Annotated in this window: 16 protein-coding genes; 7 read left to right on the forward strand and 9 right to left on the reverse strand. The window is 70.4% G+C overall.

The window, feature by feature from the left end; genetic code table 11:
• Positions 1-124: 124 nt before the first annotated feature.
• Entirely contained in the window at positions 125-1,411 is a 1,287-nt protein-coding gene (locus EF387_RS06500; protein ID WP_128375619.1) for an exo-beta-N-acetylmuramidase NamZ family protein, read from the forward strand.
• Between the two features lie 248 nt (positions 1,412-1,659).
• Here EF387_RS06500 and EF387_RS06505 read toward each other — a convergent pair whose 3' ends face one another.
• The gene (locus tag EF387_RS06505) at positions 1,660-4,581 is read right to left on the reverse strand and encodes a penicillin acylase family protein (protein ID WP_128375523.1); all 2,922 of its coding nucleotides are present in this window, start codon (positions 4,579-4,581) and stop codon (positions 1,660-1,662) included.
• A 337-nt stretch (positions 4,582-4,918) separates the two neighbouring features.
• On the opposite strand from EF387_RS06505, the gene EF387_RS06510 reads away from it, so the two are divergent.
• Complete coding sequence (locus EF387_RS06510; protein ID WP_128375524.1) at positions 4,919-5,524, forward strand: hypothetical protein; 606 nt, start codon at positions 4,919-4,921, stop codon at positions 5,522-5,524.
• Positions 5,525-5,730: 206 nt separating this feature from the next.
• Here EF387_RS06510 and EF387_RS06515 read toward each other — a convergent pair whose 3' ends face one another.
• Positions 5,731-6,255 carry a hypothetical protein gene (locus EF387_RS06515; RefSeq protein ID WP_128375525.1) on the reverse strand — a complete coding sequence of 175 codons (525 nt, stop codon included), beginning with the start codon at positions 6,253-6,255 and terminating at the stop codon, positions 5,731-5,733.
• A 375-nt stretch (positions 6,256-6,630) separates the two neighbouring features.
• Between EF387_RS06515 and EF387_RS06525 the strand changes: the two genes are divergently transcribed.
• Positions 6,631-7,707, forward strand: coding sequence for an RNA ligase (ATP) (locus tag EF387_RS06525; RefSeq protein WP_128375527.1), 1,077 nt, complete (start codon positions 6,631-6,633; stop codon positions 7,705-7,707).
• 548 nt (positions 7,708-8,255) lie between these two features.
• On the opposite strand, the gene soxR is transcribed toward EF387_RS06525, so the two are convergent.
• A complete protein-coding gene (gene soxR, locus EF387_RS06530) occupies positions 8,256-8,732 on the reverse strand; it encodes a redox-sensitive transcriptional activator SoxR (RefSeq protein WP_128375528.1) in 477 nt (158 codons plus the stop codon).
• 107 nt (positions 8,733-8,839) lie between these two features.
• Between soxR and EF387_RS06535 the strand changes: the two genes are divergently transcribed.
• Complete coding sequence (locus tag EF387_RS06535; protein WP_128375529.1) at positions 8,840-9,301, forward strand: MaoC family dehydratase; 462 nt, start codon at positions 8,840-8,842, stop codon at positions 9,299-9,301.
• Positions 9,302-9,587: 286 nt separating this feature from the next.
• Here the strand turns inward: EF387_RS06535 and EF387_RS06540 are convergent, their stop codons facing one another.
• The 3 genes from EF387_RS06540 to EF387_RS06550 form a co-directional block, all read right to left on the reverse strand.
• Positions 9,588-10,214 (reverse strand): TetR/AcrR family transcriptional regulator, encoded by a 627-nt coding sequence (locus EF387_RS06540; RefSeq protein WP_128375530.1) that lies wholly within the window; start codon positions 10,212-10,214, stop codon positions 9,588-9,590.
• Positions 10,215-10,308: 94 nt separating this feature from the next.
• Positions 10,309-10,554, reverse strand: a complete 246-nt coding sequence (locus EF387_RS06545; RefSeq protein ID WP_128375531.1) for a YiaA/YiaB family inner membrane protein — start codon at positions 10,552-10,554, stop codon at positions 10,309-10,311.
• Positions 10,555-10,624: 70 nt separating this feature from the next.
• Positions 10,625-11,776, reverse strand: a complete 1,152-nt coding sequence (locus tag EF387_RS06550; RefSeq protein WP_128375532.1) for an acyl-CoA dehydrogenase family protein — start codon at positions 11,774-11,776, stop codon at positions 10,625-10,627.
• Positions 11,777-11,838: 62 nt separating this feature from the next.
• On the opposite strand from EF387_RS06550, the gene EF387_RS06555 reads away from it, so the two are divergent.
• From EF387_RS06555 to EF387_RS06560, 3 genes are all read left to right on the forward strand, one after another.
• A complete protein-coding gene (locus EF387_RS06555; protein ID WP_128375533.1) occupies positions 11,839-12,480 on the forward strand; it encodes a TetR/AcrR family transcriptional regulator in 642 nt (213 codons plus the stop codon).
• 186 nt (positions 12,481-12,666) lie between these two features.
• The gene (locus tag EF387_RS46600) at positions 12,667-12,807 is read left to right on the forward strand and encodes a hypothetical protein (protein WP_155589742.1); all 141 of its coding nucleotides are present in this window, start codon (positions 12,667-12,669) and stop codon (positions 12,805-12,807) included.
• 13 nt (positions 12,808-12,820) lie between these two features.
• Entirely contained in the window at positions 12,821-13,777 is a 957-nt protein-coding gene (locus EF387_RS06560; RefSeq protein WP_128375620.1) for a DMT family transporter, read from the forward strand.
• 12 nt (positions 13,778-13,789) lie between these two features.
• On the opposite strand, the gene EF387_RS06565 is transcribed toward EF387_RS06560, so the two are convergent.
• The 3 genes from EF387_RS06565 to EF387_RS06575 all read right to left on the reverse strand — a co-directional run bounded on the left by EF387_RS06565 (position 13,790) and on the right by EF387_RS06575 (position 17,824).
• A complete protein-coding gene (locus EF387_RS06565; protein WP_128375534.1) occupies positions 13,790-14,872 on the reverse strand; it encodes a zinc-binding dehydrogenase in 1,083 nt (360 codons plus the stop codon).
• Positions 14,873-14,965: 93 nt separating this feature from the next.
• On the reverse strand, positions 14,966-16,354 hold the full coding sequence (locus EF387_RS06570) for an aldehyde dehydrogenase family protein (RefSeq protein ID WP_128375535.1): 1,389 nt from the start codon (positions 16,352-16,354) through the stop codon (positions 14,966-14,968).
• A 132-nt stretch (positions 16,355-16,486) separates the two neighbouring features.
• Positions 16,487-17,824 carry an ABC transporter ATP-binding protein gene (locus EF387_RS06575; RefSeq protein ID WP_128375536.1) on the reverse strand — a complete coding sequence of 446 codons (1,338 nt, stop codon included), beginning with the start codon at positions 17,822-17,824 and terminating at the stop codon, positions 16,487-16,489.
• Between the last annotated feature and the right edge of the window lie 419 nt (positions 17,825-18,243).

Below are 18,243 nucleotides of genomic sequence, written 5' to 3' on the forward strand. Positions count from 1 at the left end.
TCGGGTGATCCTGAACGCCGGGCCGACGCGTTGAGCCCGGCAACGGCTCGTAGGCGCGTTCCCCGACGGAAGCCAGAGCAGTAGCGTGAGCATGACAGCGCCGTCGAGTACGGAGGTCGCCGGGATGCAGGTGTCCAGACGAGGGGTGCTCGCCGCGGCGGGCACGCTGACCGTCGGCGGGTCGTCGGCCGCCGCCGCCACCGCCCCGTCCTCCGCCGCCGGGAGCGGTGGCGGGGAGGGGCGCGGCGACGGGAAGGGCCCCGGCAGGCTGCGTACGGGGTTCGACCGCCTCGCGGCGGGCGGCTACGCGCTGCTCGACGGTCAGCGGGTCGGCATCGTCACCAACCCGACGGGCGTCACCCGCGAGGCGCGCCACATCGTGGACGTCATGCACGCCGACGACCGGGTGGATCTGATCGCCGTCTTCGGGCCCGAGCACGGCTTCCGCGGCACCGCGCAGGCCGGTGGTTCCGAGGGCCGCCACGACGATCCGGCGACCGGACTGCCCGTCTTCGACACGTATCTGAAGAGCGGTCAGGCGCTCGCCGACATCTTCACCGCCTCCGGTGTGGACACCGTCGTCTTCGACATCCAGGACGTGGGCGCGCGCTTCTACACGTACATCTGGACCCTCTACGACTGCATGGAGGCCGCCCGGCTCGCGGGCAAGCGGTTCGTCGTCCTCGACCGGCCCAACCCCGTGACGGGCCGCGGCGCCTTCGGACCCGTACTGCACAAGGAGTTCGCCACGTTCGTCGGACGGCAGCCGATCGCACAGGCGCACGGGATGACCGTGGCGGAACTGGCGCGGCTGTTCAACGGGGAGTTCCTCCCCGCGCCGGTACCGCTGGAGACGGTCCTGATGAGCGGGTGGCGACGCGCGGACTTCTATGAGGCGTCCGGCCTGCCGTGGGTGCCGCCGAGCCCGAACATGCCGACCCCCGACACCGCGCTCGTGTACTCGGGGACGTGCCTCTTCGAGGGCACGAACCTCTCCGAGGGCCGGGGCACGACCCGCCCGTTCGAACTGCTCGGCGCGGAGGGCGTCGACCGGCGGTGGGCGCTCGAGGCGGAGCGCCTCGACCTGCCCGGCGTCCACTTCAGAGAGGCCTATTTCGCACCGACGTTCTCCAAATTCCAGGGCAGGACCGTGGGCGGGGTGCAGATCCATGTGCACGACCGGGCCGCCTACGATCCGGTGCGCACCGGGATCGGGCTCCTGGTGACCGCGAAGAAGGTGTGGACCGGCTTCGCCTGGCGCCCCGACCACTGGATCGACAAGCTGACCGGGTCCGCGCGGGTGCGGACGATGATCGACGCGAGCGCCGGGACGGACGAGGTGGTCGCGGCCTGGCAGACCGAACTCTCCGCGTTCCGGCGGGTGCGCCGCCGGTATCTGGTCTATCGCTGAGGGCGGGAGACCCGGGACACCGGGAGAGCGGGGAGCGTCCTTCGAGGGCGAGAGCCGGGCCGACGGGCGCGGGATACGCTCGGCGGCCCGGCTTCGGCGGCCCGGCTTCGGCGGCCCGGCTTCGACGGCCCGGCTTCGACGGCCCGGCTTCGACGGCCCGGCTTCAGCGGCCCGGCTTCAGCGGCCCGGCTTCAGCGGCCCGGCTTCAGCGGCCCGGCTTCAGCGGCCCGGCTTCGACGGGGTGGCGGCTACCGGTGTGCCGGGAACTCCACCACCTGCTGGTACGTCGGCCGGTTCTGCCACTGGATCAGCCGATGGGTGATGCCGCCGAGTGCGCGCTGGGCGATCGCGTCAGCGCACCACTGGTCGCCCGCCGAGCACAGGTCGTCGCCGGGGTAGACCTGGGCGGCCGTCTTGCCGGCGGCTGTGGTGAGCGTGCCCAGCAGCACGTCACGGCAGGCGGAGAGGTCGCCGCCGCCGCAGTAGGTGCGGGCCAGCGGGCCCTGCACCGACTGCCCGAGCACCTGGCGCAGGTCCTTGTCGACATTGCCCCACCAGCCGTACTGGAAGGACGATCCGGCGTGCGAGCCCGTGGGGCCGTGCCCCGCGGACGGCGACTCGTCGACCGTGAGCTGCGCGGTCAGCAGTTTCCACAGGTCGTCACCGAGGCCGGGTTTGAACTGCGCTTCCACCAGCAGCGGCCACCAGGCATCCATGATCCGGACGGCGTCCGGGTGGGCGTACTTCTTGGATCCGGCCGCGGTCTGGTTGCGCGGCGCACCCGCCTTGAGCCAGGCGTCGAGCTGGTCGACCGCCTTGGCCTGCGCCGCGTCGGTGATCGGCTTGCTGCGCAGCACCTTCAGCAGTTCGGGGAGCACCTGTTCGCCGCGCAGGTCGGTGATGGCGGCGTCCGCCATCGCCTGGGTGAGCTTCGCACGGGTCACCCCGCCGGCCTGCGCGAGCTTCTTCACCCGGCCGTCGAGCAGATCGCCGCGGTGAACGGCGCCGAGGCTGAGGGTGGACGCGCTGTAGTCCTTGGCCTGCTTGTTGTTCCAGGAGATGTAGTAGTCCTGGTTCACCGACTGCGGGTGCTGGGCGGCCGGTGTCAGGTCGTAGGTGTTGTTGACGGGGTCGAAGCCCCGCCACTCGTATGCCCGTTCACCCTTGACCGGGAGGGAGGGGTCCACCGACACGGCCCGTACGGGGTTGGCTCCGCTGTTGTAGTACGCGATGTCCTTGGAGTCGGCGTAGAACCAGTTGAACGCGTAGCTGATGTGCTCGGCGGCTTCCTGGAAGGTCTTGGCGCTGTTCACGACCGAGGGGTCGTTGAACATCTGGAACCCGATCACCGAGTCGGCCTCGTGCCAGTAGGTCGAGCGCAGCGAGGTGTACGCGACAGGTTTGCCGCCGACCGTGGCCCGATGGGTGACGATGCCGTACTTCGTGCGGAACACCTGCATCCGGTACGAGCCCGCGGCCGTGGAGTCGGCGGTGGTGGGCTTCCAGGCGTTCTTCTTCTCGAGCTTCTCCATGGGGGTGCAGGTACCGCGGAACAGGTAGGAGGCGGACTGCTTGGTGGGCGTGCCGCCGCCGGGTTCGCAGAGCTCGACGGCGTAGGTGTCGGTGATGTCCTGCATGGCCGAGGTGGCCGACCACGCGTAGTCCTGGCCGCGTCCCATCTGTACGTACATGCCGACGCCGGCGAACGAGACGCCGCGGGCGCTGATGCCCGGCCCCTGGAGTTCCTGCGCCATCAGCAGCTGCGGGGCGAAGTAGCCGGTCTGCGGGCCGAAGACCGCGACCGGGTGACCGCTCGCGGTGTTCTCGCCGGAGACGAGCAGCGCGTTGGACATGCCCTTCTTGTGGGCACCGGTGGAGAAGAGGTCGGCGGGGAGCACCCCGTCGTCGAACATCCCCTGGAGTTTCCTGAGTTTGCCGGGTGCCTTCACCGGGGACTTGGGCAGGGTCGTGCCCGCGGAACCGGTGGAGGCCGAACCGTCCGCCGCCGCGTTGGAGGTGACGCTCGCCACCTGGGCGGTGGTCGCGGCCGAACCCGTGCGGTCGTAGACGAGTTGCTCCTTCTCGACCGAGCCGGGATCGGGCATGGCCATGCCCTGGGCGTTCGAAGGCTTCTCCGCGTACGGGAAGCTGCTGCCGTCGTGGATGGTGAGCACGGACTCCGGGTCGTTTCGCTGACGGAAGGACTCCCAGACCTTGGTGCCTTCGGTGATGCCGTACTTCTGCTGGGCGGCGAGGAGAGAGAGCGCCGCGTCGACCTCTCCCCCACCGCCGTTTCCGAACAACCCGCCCACCACGGAGGCAAGGGCGATCATGTCGGTCACTTTGAAGGGCTCGATTTCACCGACGTTGGTGATTGAGTCGATCTTGCCGGTGAGTACGTATTCACCGGGGAAGTAGCGGCCGTTCTTCGCTGCCACGCGGTAGGCGTTGAGGCCGTCGATGTAGGCCTGGGCATCCGCCAGGGCCTGCTTTCCCCGCTCGCCGGACTTGTTGAGGAGGTAGTCGACCTGTTTTTGCAGATCTTCTTCCGTGTACGGGGCCTGCGGCCAGAACTCCTGTTCCAGGCCCTGGTTGGCGAGCGCTCCGCCCGCGAAGGAGGTCAGCTCACCGCGGCCGATGTGACGGAAGAGGTCGATCAGCCACATCCGGTCCTGGCCGGCCGCGTAACCGGCGCCGAACTCGGTGCCGTACCGGGTGGTTCCCTGGATGTGCGGGATCCCGTACTTCTTGTCGCGCGTGATCGTGACGTCGTCACGCGGCTTGGTGACGGATTCGACCTGGTCAGTGGGGACGCCGAAGGAGGAGTCGGCGTAGAACTGGCTGAGGGCGCTGTCGGTCAGGGACTTGTAGCCGGAGGACAGGGAGTCGTAGGGGCCGAGTTGGTCGTCGGCGTGCGCCGGCTGGCTGCCGAAGGCCCGGTTGAGCAGGATCTGGGCGAGCGTGGCGTTGCCGTTGGCGCCGGGCGGCAGGATGTCCGAGCACTGTCCCTCGCAGTAGTCGGTGACGGCCGCCTCGGCCGCGGAGGCCTGTTGCAGCGGGGAGAGCAGGCCTGCGGTGAGAACGAACACGGACGCGGCTTTGAGGAACCCCGCGAATCCGCGGGGAGTTGTCAATCTGCCGAGGGTGGTGCGTGGGGTGCGCCGTCGCATTACTGCTCCTCCCGACGTTGGTGAGGCGGAGGTTACCGCCGGTAGCCCGGGAGTTGAAGATGAACAGACGTCACCTTTTTCTAAACATCCTCGGTCAAGAGCTTTCGATGGTTCGGGGGGTCCGTCCGGGAGGTGTACGGACGACTGTTCGCAAAGCTGTTCGGGGTTGTCCGGGAGGTTGTACGGGGGTTGCACGGGGGCTGACGGATCGCCGATGGGAGGCCATCAGAAAACAGATGGAGCCGAATCGGGTGTCGATACGTCTATTCGGCGACGTGCAAACGACGACGCCGAAGTGACCGAAGTACAGGTGCAGGTGTGACGGAGGTGCAGGGCGATGGCCGGATTCCGGAGTCTCGCGAGACAGGTGCGTGATCCCTACAGCGACCTGGCGCTGCGGCGGTATTCACTGCGCAAGTGCCTGGAGAGGTTTGCCCCCTATGGCCATCGGGCGACCTGGGACCATCTCAGTTCCAGGGCCGGTTTCGGCCCGGAGGACAGGTCGCCCGACCCGGCGCGGCTGGTGTCCGCGCTGGACGAGCTGGAAGAGGCACGCGCCGTCTGGCTCGCCTACGAGGACGCCTTCGCCGAACGCCGCAGGAAGGAGAAGTACGACGGGCTGCGCAGGCCGGGCAGTGTCGACGACTGGCACCGGCTCACCTGGGGCGGCTTCGGAGTCGCCTGGTGCGACGACCCCCGGGTCCACCCCCGGGAACCACTCGCCGAGGTGCTGCGCAAACTGATATCCGCGCTGGAGCGCGAGCCGGGGAACGTCTGCCCGGTGTGCGCCGAATCGCGACTCACCTGGAAGTACGACCTGGCCCACGAGCCGTCCTCGGGCCCGGTCTGCACGAACTGCGGCATCGTGGTGCCGCGGCCGGTTCTGACGCCCGAGGCGCTGGCGGAGGCCAGGCGCGGAAGGCAGTTGCTGATGTCGGCGTGAGCACGACGGGGGTGCGCCGCTGAACGGCCGCACCCCCGTGCGGGGATACGCGCCCCCCGGGGGCGCGCGCTCACCTTCGCCGCGGGCAGGCAGGCTGGGGACAAGCAGGCCGTTTCGGGCAAGCAGGTCACAGGCCGCGGGTAAGCAGCGGTGGATTCCGTGGGTTCGCGCCGGACAAGCTCACGGTGTCCTGACGCTGGACTCTGTCACGCCGGCGGTGTTTTCACATCCGTGTTGATGGCGAGCTTGAACTCGGCCAGTATCAGCGGCACCGGCAGCTTTACGTCGCCGACTCCCCGCGCCGAGATCTTCAGCCCCACCGGAGTGCCCGGGTGCACGAACATCTGCCACTGGTACGTGCGGTACTGACCGCCCCGGGAGGGCGGCGTGTCGGTGGTGGCGGTCGAGTCGTACCCGGTGGAGGAGTCCAGCGGGTCGCGCACGAAGCGGGCCCGGTACTCCGTGGCCCGGGCGTCGGCCGCCCAGAAGACCATCGCGGAGAGCATGCCCCACCCGTGGTGGCTCGGCCAGATCAGCCCTGAACGCGGATCGGGGAACTGTGACTTACTCTCCCCGCCGTGCGCCGCGTCGTGCATCTTCCACGGGTCGTACGACTCCTCGGTCTTCTCGTACGGGAAACGCACGAGGTGGTACCCGTCGCTGTCGTACGAGATCGTCTGCGCCCCCGAGCGCGCGGACTCCCACTTCAGCGAACTGACGACGATGCTCATCCACGCCCCCCTCTCTCTTGTCTGGCTCATGGTCTTGTGTGGCTGGTGTTCTGTCTGTGGTGACGACCGTGATCGAGAAATGGTTCAAAGATATTGCCCCCGTGTTCAGTTGGCGTTGGCGTTCTGGTTGGTGCTGTGCGCGCTGCCCTTTCGGTGGGGTAGCGGGCCGTGGGTGGTCGGCGTGGGTAGCGGGCCGTGGGTGGTCGGCGTGGGTAGCGGGCCATGGGTGGTGGGGCGTCGCGTGGTGGGGCGTGGGTTGTGGGGCGTGGGGCGGGCTAGCACAGGGAAATCCGGTGGCTCCACCTGTTTGCCCTCAGGCAAGTTGGGGGCGATGAAACGCGACTGAGCAACCGAACACCCCGAGGAGCCGCCGTCATGTCGACGCTGCGTGTCACCGCCGAAGTGCTGACCATCCATGAACACCCCAACGCCGACGCGCTCGAGCTGGCCCAGGTCGGGCTCTACCGAGCAGTTGTGGCCAAGGGCGTGTACCGCACCGGTGAGACCGCCGTCTACATCCCCGAGCAGTCCGTGCTCCCGGCCGAGCTGATCGAGGAGCTGGGGCTCACGGGCCGGCTGGCGGGCGGTAAGGCGGACCGGGTCAAGGCGGTTCGGCTGCGCGGTGAGCTGTCCCAGGGCATCGTGTGCCGGCCCAGCGCCCTGCGGGACGTCGACCTGGCCGCGGCCGCCGCGGACGGCACCGACTTCGCCGATCGGCTCGGGATCACCAAGTGGGTGCCGCCCATCCCGCCCACCATGAGCGGCGAGGTCGAGTCCGCGCCCGATCTGCTGCCCTGGGTCGACATCGAGAACATCCAGCGCTACCCGGGCATCTTCGAGCCCGGCGAGCCGGTCGTCCTGACGGAGAAGCTGCACGGTACGGCATGCCTTGTCACGTACCTCGCCGAGGACGGGGGGGTCCAGGTCTCCTCGAAGGGTTTCGGCTCGAAGGCTCTGGCCCTGCAGGAGGATCCACGCAACCTGTACTGGCGCGCGGTGCGCGGCCACGGTGTCCCCGAGGCGGCGGCCCGCCTCGCCGAGCGGCTCGGGGCGCGGCGGGTCGGGGTCTTCGGTGAGGTGTTCGGGGCGGGGGTCCAGGACCTGACCTACGGTGCCGATGGCCGCCGGGAGACGCTGGGGTACGCGGTGTTCGACGTCTCCGTCGAGGTCGACGGTGGGGTGCGTTGGCTGGACGCGGCCGAGGTGACGGATCTGCTCGACGGTGAACTCCCGCTCGTTCCGCGCCTGTTCGAGGGGCCCTATGACATCGACCGGGTCCTGGAGACGGCTTCGGGGCGGGAGAGCGTGTCCGGTCGGGCGCTGCATCTGCGTGAGGGTGTGGTGATCCGGCCGGCGGTCGAGCGTTACAGCGGGGTGACCGGGGGGCGTGCGATCGCCAAGGCCGTCAGTCCGGCTTATCTGACGCGGAAGGGCGGGACGGAGTACGAGTAGGGGTCGTCCGTCTGTGCGGTCGGCTGCGCCGGGCTTTTGACTGTTGCGCGGTGCGGCTGGTCCGCTGGGGTTGGGGCGTTGCTCCTGCTGCCGGTTATGGGCGGGGGGTCGGCGGTGCGTGGCTGGTGCGCCTCCTGCCGCATGCCGGCGGTGCGTGGCTGGTGCGCCTTCCGCCGGTTCGTGGGTCGGGGCCGCGCCGGACTCTTCGTCCTCGGTCATGGGGGTCCCCCCGCTCGAGCGAAGCCGAGAGTGGGGGAGCGTTCCATGTTTCACGGAAGGGCCGGGTGACCCGAGCGCCAGCCGCTGCGGGCGGAGAGTCCGGCACGTCCCCTACCGATGGTTCGCGGCTGCCGGGCTGGTGGGGTGCGCGGCCCGGCCGTGGGAGTGCCGGCTGCCGGGCCGTGGGAGTGCGTGGCTGCCGGGCCGTAGGGGTGCGTGGCTGCCGGGCCGTAGGGGTGCCGGGCAATGGGGGACGCGTCCGGGACGTGGGACGCGTCCGGGACGTGGGACGCGTCCGGGACGTGGGACGCGTCCGGGACGTGGCGAGTTTATGCGTCGCGGGGGCGGGGTGGGCGTTCCGGGGCCAGGCGGGAGCCGGACATGCGCTCGCCGAAGACGTCGTCGGGGTTGGACAGGACGCAGGTTTCCAGGGAGAGGCAGCCGCAGCCGATGCAGTCGGTGAGGTGGTCCCGCAGGCGGCTCAGGCGGCCGATGCGTTCGTCCAGTTCGGAGCGCCATGCCGCGGAGAGGCGGGCCCAGTCCTCGCGCGTGGGGGTGCGTTCCTCGGGGAGTTGGGCTAGGGCCTCGCGGATCGTCGCGAGGGGGATGCCCACCCGCTGGGCGGCGCGCACGAAGGCGACGCGGCGCAGGGTGTCGCGGTGGTACCGGCGTTGGTTGCCCGAGGTGCGGCGGCTGGTGATCAAGCCCTTGGTCTCGTAGAAGTGCAGCGCGGACACGGCGGCGCCGCTGCGGGCCGACAGTTGGCCCACTGTCAGTTCTTGGATCTTCTCGGGAATCTGGGGCACTCGCCGAAGCCTACCCACCCCGTCGTCGAGTCGGTCCGTTGACAGGGGGGCCTCACGCGACCATGCTAAGCAGTTGCTTAGACATCGACACGCAGGAGGCCAGGGACATGGCAGAGCCGAGGATCTTCACGTCCGCCGACGAGCTCCAGGCGGCGGTGGGCGAGCAGCTGGGGTACAGCGACTGGCTGGAGATCGACCAGAAGCGGATCGACCTCTTCGCGGACGCCACCGGTGATCACCAGTGGATCCACGTGGATCCGGAGAAGGCGGCCGGGGGCCCGTTCGGCTCGACCATCGCGCACGGCTATCTCACCCTGTCGCTGCTGCCCACGCTGGTGCCGCAGGTGATGCGGGTCGACGGCGCGAAGATGGGGATCAACTACGGCACCAACAAGGTCCGTTTCCCCGCTCCGGTACCGGTCGGCTCCCGGCTGCGCGCCACGGCGGTGCTCAAGGAGGTCACGGAGGCGGGCGGCGGGGTCCAGGTGACGACGGCGGTCTCCGTGGAGCGCGAGGGCGGCGACAAGCCGGTGTGCGTCGCGGAGTCCGTGTCGCGCTTCTACTTCTGAGCCCGGCGCTACCGAACACTTGCCCAGTGCTCCGCCCTTCAGGGTGGAGGTGTAGGGCATCCGTGCCATAGCGGCCCGGAGGGGAGCAGAACCAGGGCTGGGATCGCGTTGTCGGCCAACGGAGTTGTGCGACCTACCGCCGGACGGGCGGAAAGTAACGCCTGTGGAGGCTCATGTAAGACCGGCTCTCGCAAGGGAGCGGGCGAGGGCCTGTGAAGCAGGAACCCGTGGTCGCGCCGCGTAGCGGTGCGGGCCGGAATCGCCTACGGTCACGCAGGCGAGGGCGTCAATGTTTCGCTCCCACCATCCGCAACACGAGGTCGGCGTAGAGCGCGCCGACCTCGTCCGGTGTCCGGGGGCCGTTCACTTTGAACCAGCGGGCGACGTCGATGCAGAGCGAGAGCACGGCGACGGTCGTACCGGGGACGTCGGTCACGGTGAACTCGCCCGCCGCCACGCCTTCCTCGATGATTCCGCGCACCGCCGCGTCGCTCTGCCGGCGCAGCGCGACGATCTCGGCGCGGGACTCGGGCCCGAGGGCGTCCAGTTCGTACTGCACGACCCGGGCGACGGTGTGCTGCCCGGCGTGCCAGCGCACGAAGGACCGGACGGCGCTGCCGAGGCGCTCGGCGGGGCCGCCTTCGCGCTCCGCGGCCGTCCGCAGTACCTCGAGCGCCTTCTCGTGGCCGATGCGGCTGATCCGGTGGAGCAGCTCTTCCTTGGTCTTGTAGTGGATGTAGAGCGCGGCCGGGCTCATGCCGGCGCGGCCGGCGATGTCACGTGTGGTGGTCGCGTGGTAGCCGCGCTCGGCGAAGGCCTCCACGGCGGCGACGAGCAGCCGCCGGGCCGCGTCCGGGGCGACCTCACCCCACGGCTCCCGCTCGCCGCCGGCCGTCTCCTCCGCCGTACTCATGTCTCGTTCGCCCCTTCCCATGGCAGGATGAACACCATACCTCCGAAGGTGAGCGATCGCTTAGAGTGCCCGCTCAGGGTGGGTGAGAATAGGTTCAGAACTGTTCGCACGGGTGATAAGGGCGGCGGTCGGCCTCCTGCCGGTCCCGGATCACCTTGGCCAGGGTGAAGGCCGAGGTCACCAGGTACAGGACGGCGATCGCCAGAAAGGCACGCACCCAGGCGTCGGCCTCCAGTTTGAAGATGCCGATCGCGGTGGCCGCCATGGCGACGGCGAACGAGGCGACGGCCTGACCGTAGAAGGCCGCGGTGGACTGCTGTTTGACCGGTGTCTCACTCATACGGACAGAATCCGGCGGACGTGGCCGGGACCGCATCCGCCGTAATACTCAGGTACGCGCACACGGACCCTCAGAACGCGGAGACTCCGGTCAGCGCGCGGCCGATGAGCAGCTTCTGTATCTGACTGGTCCCCTCGTAGAGGGTCATCACCCGGGCGTCGCGCAGGAGTTTGCCCACCGGGTACTCGTCGATGTACCCGTATCCGCCGAAGACCTGGAGCGCGTTGTTGGCGGCGCGGACGGCGGCCTCGGAGGCGAACAGCTTGGCCTTGGAGGCCTCGGTGGCGAAGGGCAGACCGCGGTCGACGAGGTCGGCGACGCGCCAGGTCAGCAAGCGGGCCGCGTCCACGTCGACGGCGATGTCGGTGATGAGTTCCTGCACCAGCTGGTGGTGCGCGATGGTCCTGCCGAACTGCTCCCGCTCGGTCGCGTACGCCACGGCGGCGTCCAGTGCGGCCTGGGCGATCCCCACGCAGCCCGCCGCCACCGACATCCGGCCCTTGGCCAGCGCCGACATGGCGACCGAGAACCCCTTGCCCTCCGGTCCGAGCAGGGCCTCCGCCGGTACGCGCACGTCCTCGAGGACCAGTTCGGCGGTGGCCTGTCCGCGCAGCCCGAGCTTTCCGTGCACGGCCCGCCGGGTCAGCCCGGTGGAGTCGGCGGGGACGAGGAAGGCCGAGACGCCCTGGTGTCCCGGCGCGTCGGTGGAGCGGGCGAAGAGGAGAACGACGTCGGCCCAGGTGCCGTTGGTGATGAACATCTTGGTGCCGCTCAGGACGTACGCGTCGCCGTCCCGTACGGCCCTCGTGGTCAGGTTCCCGGCGTCGGAGCCGGTCCCGGGCTCGGTGAGGCCGAAGCAGCCCACGTACTCCCCCGCCGTCAGCCCCGGCAGCCACCGGCGCTTCTGCTCCTCGCTGCCCCAGGCGGCGACGGTCTTGGCGACGAGCCCGAGCGAGACGGAGACGATGCCGCGCACGGAGGAGTCCCCGCGCCCCAGTTCCTCGGTCACCAGGCAGTAGGACAGGTGATCGCCGCCGCTCCCGCCGTACTCCTCGTCGATGGTCAGCCCGAGGAACCCGACGTCGCCGAGTCGCTTCACGATCCCCCGGCCGACGCTCTCGGCGCGGTCCCACGCCGCCGCGTGCGGGGCGATCTCACGCTCCACGAAGTCCCGGGCGAGCTGCCGTACGGCGACTTGCTCGTCGTTCAGCCCCAGATCCACGACTCCACCCCGTCTTAAATTAGCACTGCTAGTTTCCGTGTGGCAGCCCTACTATGTGCGCCATGGCCCGACCGCGCAAGCCCTTGCTCAGCACCGACCGAATCGTCCGGACCGCGAGGGCGCTGGTGGACGCGGAGGGACTGGCAGCCGTGTCCACGCGCCGTCTCGCCGCCGAACTCGGTGTCAGCGGGCCCTCGTTGTACAACCACTTCCGCACGAAGGACGAGATCCTGGAGGCGGTGGCGGACTCCGTGAGCGCGCAGGTCGACCTGTCGATGTTCGAGGACGTACGGGACTGGCGCGCGGCCCTGCACGACTGGGCGGTGTCGTACCGGGCCGCCCTGCGGGACCACCCGAACATCGTCCCGGTACTCGCCCGGGGACCGGGCCGCCGCCCCGCTGGGCTGCGCCTCGCCGACGCGGTCTTCGGCGCGATGGTGAGGGCCGGCTGGCCCCCGTCCCAGGCCACGTCCATAGGCGCGCTGATGCGCTACTTCATCATGGGCTCGGCGCTGGGTTCCTTCGCCGGTGGGTTCGTCGACGACGAGACCGCGTACGACCCGACCTCGTATCCGCATCTGGGCCAGGCCCATCTCCTGGCCGACCAGCAGGAGAAGATCGACGAACGCGCCTTCGAAGCAGGCCTGACGGCCCTACTGGACGGCTTGTCCCTCCAGTACGACCGACTGGCGCACCAAACCTGACCCATACCCTGGGAACGACACCCTCACGGCCCAGGACGCGCACCCCCACGGCCCGGCAGCCGCAAACGGGCGGAAGTGGACGCGCCGGACTCTCCGCCCTCAGCGGCCGGCGCTCGGACCAGCCAGACCCTCCGTGAAACACGCAACGCTCCCCCACTCTCGGCTTCGCTCGGGCGGAGGGACCCCATGACCGAGGACGGAGACTCCGGCGCGGCCCCGACCCACGAACCGGCCGCGGCGAACGTGCTCAGCCACCACCAGCGCCTCTGCCCCACCAGAAAACTCCACGTCCGAAATCCGCGAGCGCTCACCTCGCTCCCCACCTAGCCTCGGGCCCATGATGAGCACCCAGGACCGCCGCCGCCCCGCCCTGCTCGCCACCGGCGCCGCCGCCGTCACTGTCGTCCTTTGGGCCTCCGCCTTCGTCTCGATCCGCAGCGCGGGAGAGGCCTACTCCCCCGGCGCCCTCGCACTGGGCCGGCTGGCCTCCGGTGCGCTGGCGCTCGGCGTGTTGTGTCTGTTGCGGCGTGAGGGCCTGCCACCGCGCACCGCGTGGCGGGGCATCGTCATATCGGGTCTGCTCTGGTTCGGCTGCTACATGATCGTCCTCAACTGGGGAGAACAGCAGGTCGACGCCGGCACGGCGGCCCTGCTGGTGAACATCGGCCCGATCCTGGTGGCCCTGCTCGCCTCCCGTCTGCTCGGCGACTCGATGCCGCCCCGCCTGCTCGTCGGCATGGCCGTGTCGTTCGCGGGCGCCGTCGCGGTGGGCCTGTCGATGTCCGGCGATGGCCGCGCCCCGGTCCTGGGCGTGCTGCTGTGCCTGCTCGCGGCGGTCTGCTACGCGGCAGGCGTGGTCGCCCAGAAGCCCGCGCTGGCCCGGGCGACCGCGCTGCAGGTCACGACATGGGGCTGCCTGGTCGGCACGGTCGCCTGCCTGCCCTTCTCCGGTCAGCTGCTCGACGAGGCCGCCGCCGCGCCGCTCTCGGCAACCCTCAACATGCTCTACCTGGGCGTCTTTCCGACCGCGCTGGCCTTCACGACCTGGGCCTACGCCCTGGCCCGCACCACCGCGAGCCGTATGGGCGCGACGACGTACGCGGTGCCCGCGCTCGTCGTCGTGATGTCCTGGGTGATGCTGGACGAGGTGCCGGGACTGATGACGCTGGCGGGCGGTGCGCTGTGTCTGGCGGGCGTGGCGGTCTCGCGCTCCCGGCCCCGGGCACAAGCTCACGCCGCGGTCGTCGAGCCGGTCGCACGGGGCAGGCGCGGTTCCCGGAACGCCGTCCAGAGGTGATCCGGAAGTGGTCTAGAAGACGACCAGCGCCCGCCCGCCCTTCCCCGCCAGCATGTTCTCGAACGCCGCCGGGATCCCGTCCAGGGCGGTCCGCTCCGTGATCAGGACCCCGAGGTCCAGACGTCCCGCCCGGACGTGGTCCGCCAGGACGGGCAGATCCTTCGCCGGGTCCGTGTTGCCGTAGACACAGCCCGACAGGGTCCGGCCCCAGTGGAAGAGCTCCAGGGCGTTGAAGGACACCTGCTGGTCCTTGCCGCCGATGCCCACCACCGTCGTACGGCCGCCCCGCCGGGTGGAGTCCCAGGCCGCGCGGATCGTGACCGCGCGGCCCACGCACTCCACGGCCGCGTCCACGCCCTGCTTGCCGGTGAGCGCCCGGATCTCACGGGCGGTGGTGTCGGAGGCGACGACGAACTCCGTCGCCCCGGCGGCCCGCGCGAGCGCCTCCTTCTCCGGGGAGACGTCGACCGCGACGATCGTGGACGCTCCGGCGATCCGCGCCGCCTGGATTGCCGCGAGGCCGACACCGCCGACGCCGAACACGGCGACGCTCTCGCCGGGCAGGACGGCGGCTGAGTGGTGGACGGCGCCGTAGCCGGTGAGCACGGCACAGCCGAGCAGGGCCGCGTCGGTGATCGGTACGCCGTCCGGTGCGGGCAGCACGCACCCGGCGGCCACCACGGTCTCCTCCGCGAACGCTGCGACGCTCAGCCCGGGGTGCAGCGCGCTGCCGTCGTCGGCGCGGTGGGCGTGGACGTTGCCGACCCCGGTCAGCGCGTCGGCGCACAGCCACACCTCACCGCGCGCACACGCTGGGCAACTCCCACAGGACGGGGCCCAGTTGAGGACCACACCGTCGCCGGGTGCCACATGGGTGACGCCCTCACCGACCGAGAGGACCGTGCCCGCCCCCTCATGGCCGAGCACGGCCGGCACCGGCACCCGCATGGTCCCGTTGGACAGCGAGAGGTCGGAGTGGCAGACCCCGGCCGCGGCGAGCCGGACGCGGACCTGGCCCGGGCCGGGCTCCGGCAGTTCGATCCCGGTGATCTCCAACGGGGCTCCGACGGCGGGCAGGACTGCGGCACGAATCATGGCGGGCAACGCTACGACGCTCCTGGAACTCGGACTGCAACTCGGATGGAACTCGGATCGACTCGATCTGCACCTCAGAACCGATCAGGAAGATCAGAACTGAAGGGACTTGGTCTGCAGATACTCCGCGAGGCCGTGGGCCCCGAGCTCACGCCCCACCCCCGACTGCTTGTAACCGCCGAACGGGGCGAGGGGATTGAAGCGTCCGCCGTTGATGTCGACCTGCCCGGTGTCGAGCCTGCGGGCGAAGGCCACGGCCTCGGCGTCGTCACCGGCCCAGACGGCGCCGGCGAGCCCGTACACCGTGCCGTTGGCGATCCGCAGGGCGTCGTCCTCGTCCTCGTAGCGGATGATGGAGAGCACCGGGCCGAAGATCTCCTCCTGGGCGATCGTCATGTCCGGGGTGACGTCGGCGAACACGGTGGGGCTGACGAAATAGCCCTTTTCGCGCGGTGCTTCGGGCCCGCCCGCTACGAGCCGGGCGCCCTCGGCGACGCCCTTCTCGATGTAACCGCGCACGCGCTGCTGCTGCTTGGCGTTGACCAGGGGGCCGATGCGGTCGCCGTACTTCGCGGCGGCGGCCGCGGCCAGTTCGACGGCCTCCTCGTACCGCTCGGAGTGCACGAGCATCCGGGTCCAGGCGCTGCACGTCTGGCCGGAGTTGGACATCACGTTGGCGACGCCGCGGCTCACCGCCGTGGCGAGGTCGGCGCTCGGCAGGATGACGTTGGCGGACTTGCCGCCGAGTTCGAGGGCGACGCGTTTGACGGCCGCGCCCGCGGTGGCGCCGATCTGTCTGCCGACGGCCGTGGAGCCGGTGAAGGAGACCAGGTCCACGTCCGGGTGCTCGGCGAGCGCCTGGCCGGCGACCGGGCCGAGCCCGGTGACCAGGTTGAACACCCCGGGCGGGAGGCCCGCGTCGTGCGCGGCCTCGGCGAAGAGCTGGGCGGTGAGCGGGGTGTCCTCGGCGGGCTTGAGGACGATCGTGCAGCCCGCGGCCAGAGCGGGGGCGACCTTGTTGACGATCTGGTGGAGGGGGTAGTTCCAGGGGGTGATCGCGCCGACCACGCCGACCGGTTCGAGATAGACGGTGGAGTTGCCGACCTTCTCCTCGAAGGGGTAGGAGGCCGCGAGATCGGCGTAGGAGCCCGCGACCTTGAGCGGCAGTCCCACCTGGACGGCCTCGGAGAACGGTAGCGGTGAGCCGAGTTCGGCGGTGATGGTCTCGGCGAGCTCGTCCTTGCGGACGGCCAGGGCGTCGCGGAGCGCGGCGATCCTCACGGAGCGTTCGGCGGGTGGGGTCGCGGCCCAGCCCGGGAGCGCGGCGCGGGCGGCCCGTACGGCGGCGTCGATGTCCTCGGCGGTGCCCGCGGGCACCTCGGCGATCGTCTGCTCGTCCGCGGGGTTCACCACGCTGATGGTGGTGTTGCCGGTGCCGGCGCGCCACTCCCCGTCGATGTACATGCCGTCGTGCGCTTTCATGGCTGTCCTTCCGGGGTCGGGCCGTCGTCCGCGCCCCGGGCAGGCGGCGCGTGCGCAGCCCAAACTAGCGGCGTTAGTTTTTGAAGGCCAGGGTGCCGCCGGTCACTCTCCCAGAAGGCGGGGTGCCGCCGGTCACTCTCCCAGATCGATCAGGTGCGCGGGCGCGGGGCAGACGCGTTCTCCCCGCCGGTCGAAGACGAAGAGGTGGGCGAGGTCCACCAGCAGGGGGACCCGCATTCCGGGCCGCAGGTCGACGTCGGGTGTGGTGCGGACCACCAGGTCGCCGGGAGCGGAGGCCGTCACCTCCGGGGGCGGGGCTGCCTCGGGGGCGCGCTCCAGCACCGCCACGGAACCGGACCGCAGTGCCTCCGCGCGCTCCTTCAGCTTGCCGAGCACGCCGCCCATCGCGGCCGGGGTCCGGCGCCGCGCCGGGCGGGTGGGGGTCGGCGACTCGAGTTCCGGTACGACGGCGGGCCGGGAGCCGGTGTTGAGGTGAACGAGCACCTCGTGCCCCTGGTACTCGACGTGCTCCACGAGCCCACCGATGGCCACTTCGCCGGGCCTGGCCCGGGACGGCATGGCCAGCCGCACGGCCTCGGAGCGCAGCCCGACGATGACCTCCTGCCCCTGCTGCACCCGCAGCAACTCGTGGTCCCGGCAGAGCGGTTCGGGCAGCCTCAGATACTGCTGGCCCAGGCTGATGGACATGGCGCCGCCGATGGGGGCGCGCACGACACCGCGCAGGAGGTTGATACGGGGGGTGCCGATGAACGTGGCCACGAACACGTTCTCGGGCAGCGCGTAGACCATGCGCGGGGTGCCCACCTGCTGGAGCAGGCCGCCGCGCATCACGGCGACGCGGTCGCCGAGTGACATCGCCTCGGCCTGGTCGTGGGTGACGTACACGGTGGTGGCGCCGAGGTGCCGGGTGAGCTGGGAGATCTCGGCGCGCAGATGGCTGCGGAGTTTGGCGTCGAGGTTGGAGAGCGGCTCGTCCATCAGGAAGGCGGAGGGGTGCCGGACGACGGCCCGCCCCATGGCGACGCGCTGGCGTTCGCCGCCTGACAGCTGGCTCGGATAGCGGTCCAGGAGGTCCTCGATGCCGAGCATGCGGGCGGTGGCGTCGACGCGCGGGGCGGGGTCCTCCCCCGGGGACTCCATACGCAGGGGGAAGCCGATGTTGGCGCGGTTCGTCATGGTCGGGTAGAGCGCGAAGTTCTGGAAGACCATCGCCATGTTGCGCTCGGCGGGTTCCAGCTCGTTTGCGTACTGGCCGTCGAGGTACAACTCGCCGTCGGTGACGTCCTCCAGGCCGGCGATCATTCGCAGCACGGTGGACTTGCCGCAGCCGGACGGGCCGAGCAGGACGAGGAATTCACCCGGGTTGACGTCGAGGGAGAAACGGTCGACCGCGCGGACGCCCCGCCTGTACTCCTTGCCGACCTGTCTGAGGGAAATGGCGCGTGTCATGTGGGCCCCTGGGAGCTCGCGGTGCGCTGGCGCGGACAGGTCGGCTGGGGAGCGCGGACGAGTCAGCAGATGAGAGGTGGGGGCTCGGAAATTAACGGTCGACCGGGCGTGAGGGAAGAGAGATGGCGGAATTGTCACAGTCGAGTGCGACGCACACACAAATGGAAGATCCGCTTCAGCTCTGGTTCACCTCGGGGCGCGGCCAGCCGAGAGCAACTGCCCGGCGCGGAGCGCGGGTTGCGGCCGCCCAGGAGGCGCCGCCGAGTACCCGAAGTGCGGCCCCGTGGAAACCTCCGCCCGGCAGAAACGGGGCAAACCGAACGCGGCCCCTCCTCTTCCGTGGCACATGTGCCCTCTGTGCCCGGAGTTCACCTGGAAGCGGAGACGGATGATCCGCTTCAAGCAGGCGCACGCCCGCG

This window comes from Streptomyces cavernae, assembly GCF_004023625.1.
In the GTDB taxonomy this organism is placed as follows: Bacteria; Actinomycetota; Actinomycetes; order Streptomycetales; family Streptomycetaceae; genus Streptomyces; species Streptomyces cavernae.

Coding starts and splice junctions, on each gene's coding strand:
- EF387_RS06500 (WP_128375619.1), top strand. CDS start 125: ATGCAGGTGTCCAGACGAGGGGTGCTCGCCGCGGCGGGCACGCTGACC.
- EF387_RS06505 (WP_128375523.1), bottom strand. CDS start 4,581: ATGCGACGGCGCACCCCACGCACCACCCTCGGCAGATTGACAACTCCC.
- EF387_RS06510 (WP_128375524.1), top strand. CDS start 4,919: ATGGCCGGATTCCGGAGTCTCGCGAGACAGGTGCGTGATCCCTACAGC.
- EF387_RS06515 (WP_128375525.1), bottom strand. CDS start 6,255: ATGAGCATCGTCGTCAGTTCGCTGAAGTGGGAGTCCGCGCGCTCGGGG.
- EF387_RS06525 (WP_128375527.1), top strand. CDS start 6,631: ATGTCGACGCTGCGTGTCACCGCCGAAGTGCTGACCATCCATGAACAC.
- EF387_RS06535 (WP_128375529.1), top strand. CDS start 8,840: ATGGCAGAGCCGAGGATCTTCACGTCCGCCGACGAGCTCCAGGCGGCG.
- EF387_RS06540 (WP_128375530.1), bottom strand. CDS start 10,214: ATGAGTACGGCGGAGGAGACGGCCGGCGGCGAGCGGGAGCCGTGGGGT.
- EF387_RS06545 (WP_128375531.1), bottom strand. CDS start 10,554: ATGAGTGAGACACCGGTCAAACAGCAGTCCACCGCGGCCTTCTACGGT.
- EF387_RS06555 (WP_128375533.1), top strand. CDS start 11,839: ATGGCCCGACCGCGCAAGCCCTTGCTCAGCACCGACCGAATCGTCCGG.
- EF387_RS46600 (WP_155589742.1), top strand. CDS start 12,667: ATGACCGAGGACGGAGACTCCGGCGCGGCCCCGACCCACGAACCGGCC.
- EF387_RS06560 (WP_128375620.1), top strand. CDS start 12,821: ATGAGCACCCAGGACCGCCGCCGCCCCGCCCTGCTCGCCACCGGCGCC.
- EF387_RS06565 (WP_128375534.1), bottom strand. CDS start 14,872: ATGATTCGTGCCGCAGTCCTGCCCGCCGTCGGAGCCCCGTTGGAGATC.
- EF387_RS06570 (WP_128375535.1), bottom strand. CDS start 16,354: ATGAAAGCGCACGACGGCATGTACATCGACGGGGAGTGGCGCGCCGGC.
- EF387_RS06575 (WP_128375536.1), bottom strand. CDS start 17,824: ATGACACGCGCCATTTCCCTCAGACAGGTCGGCAAGGAGTACAGGCGG.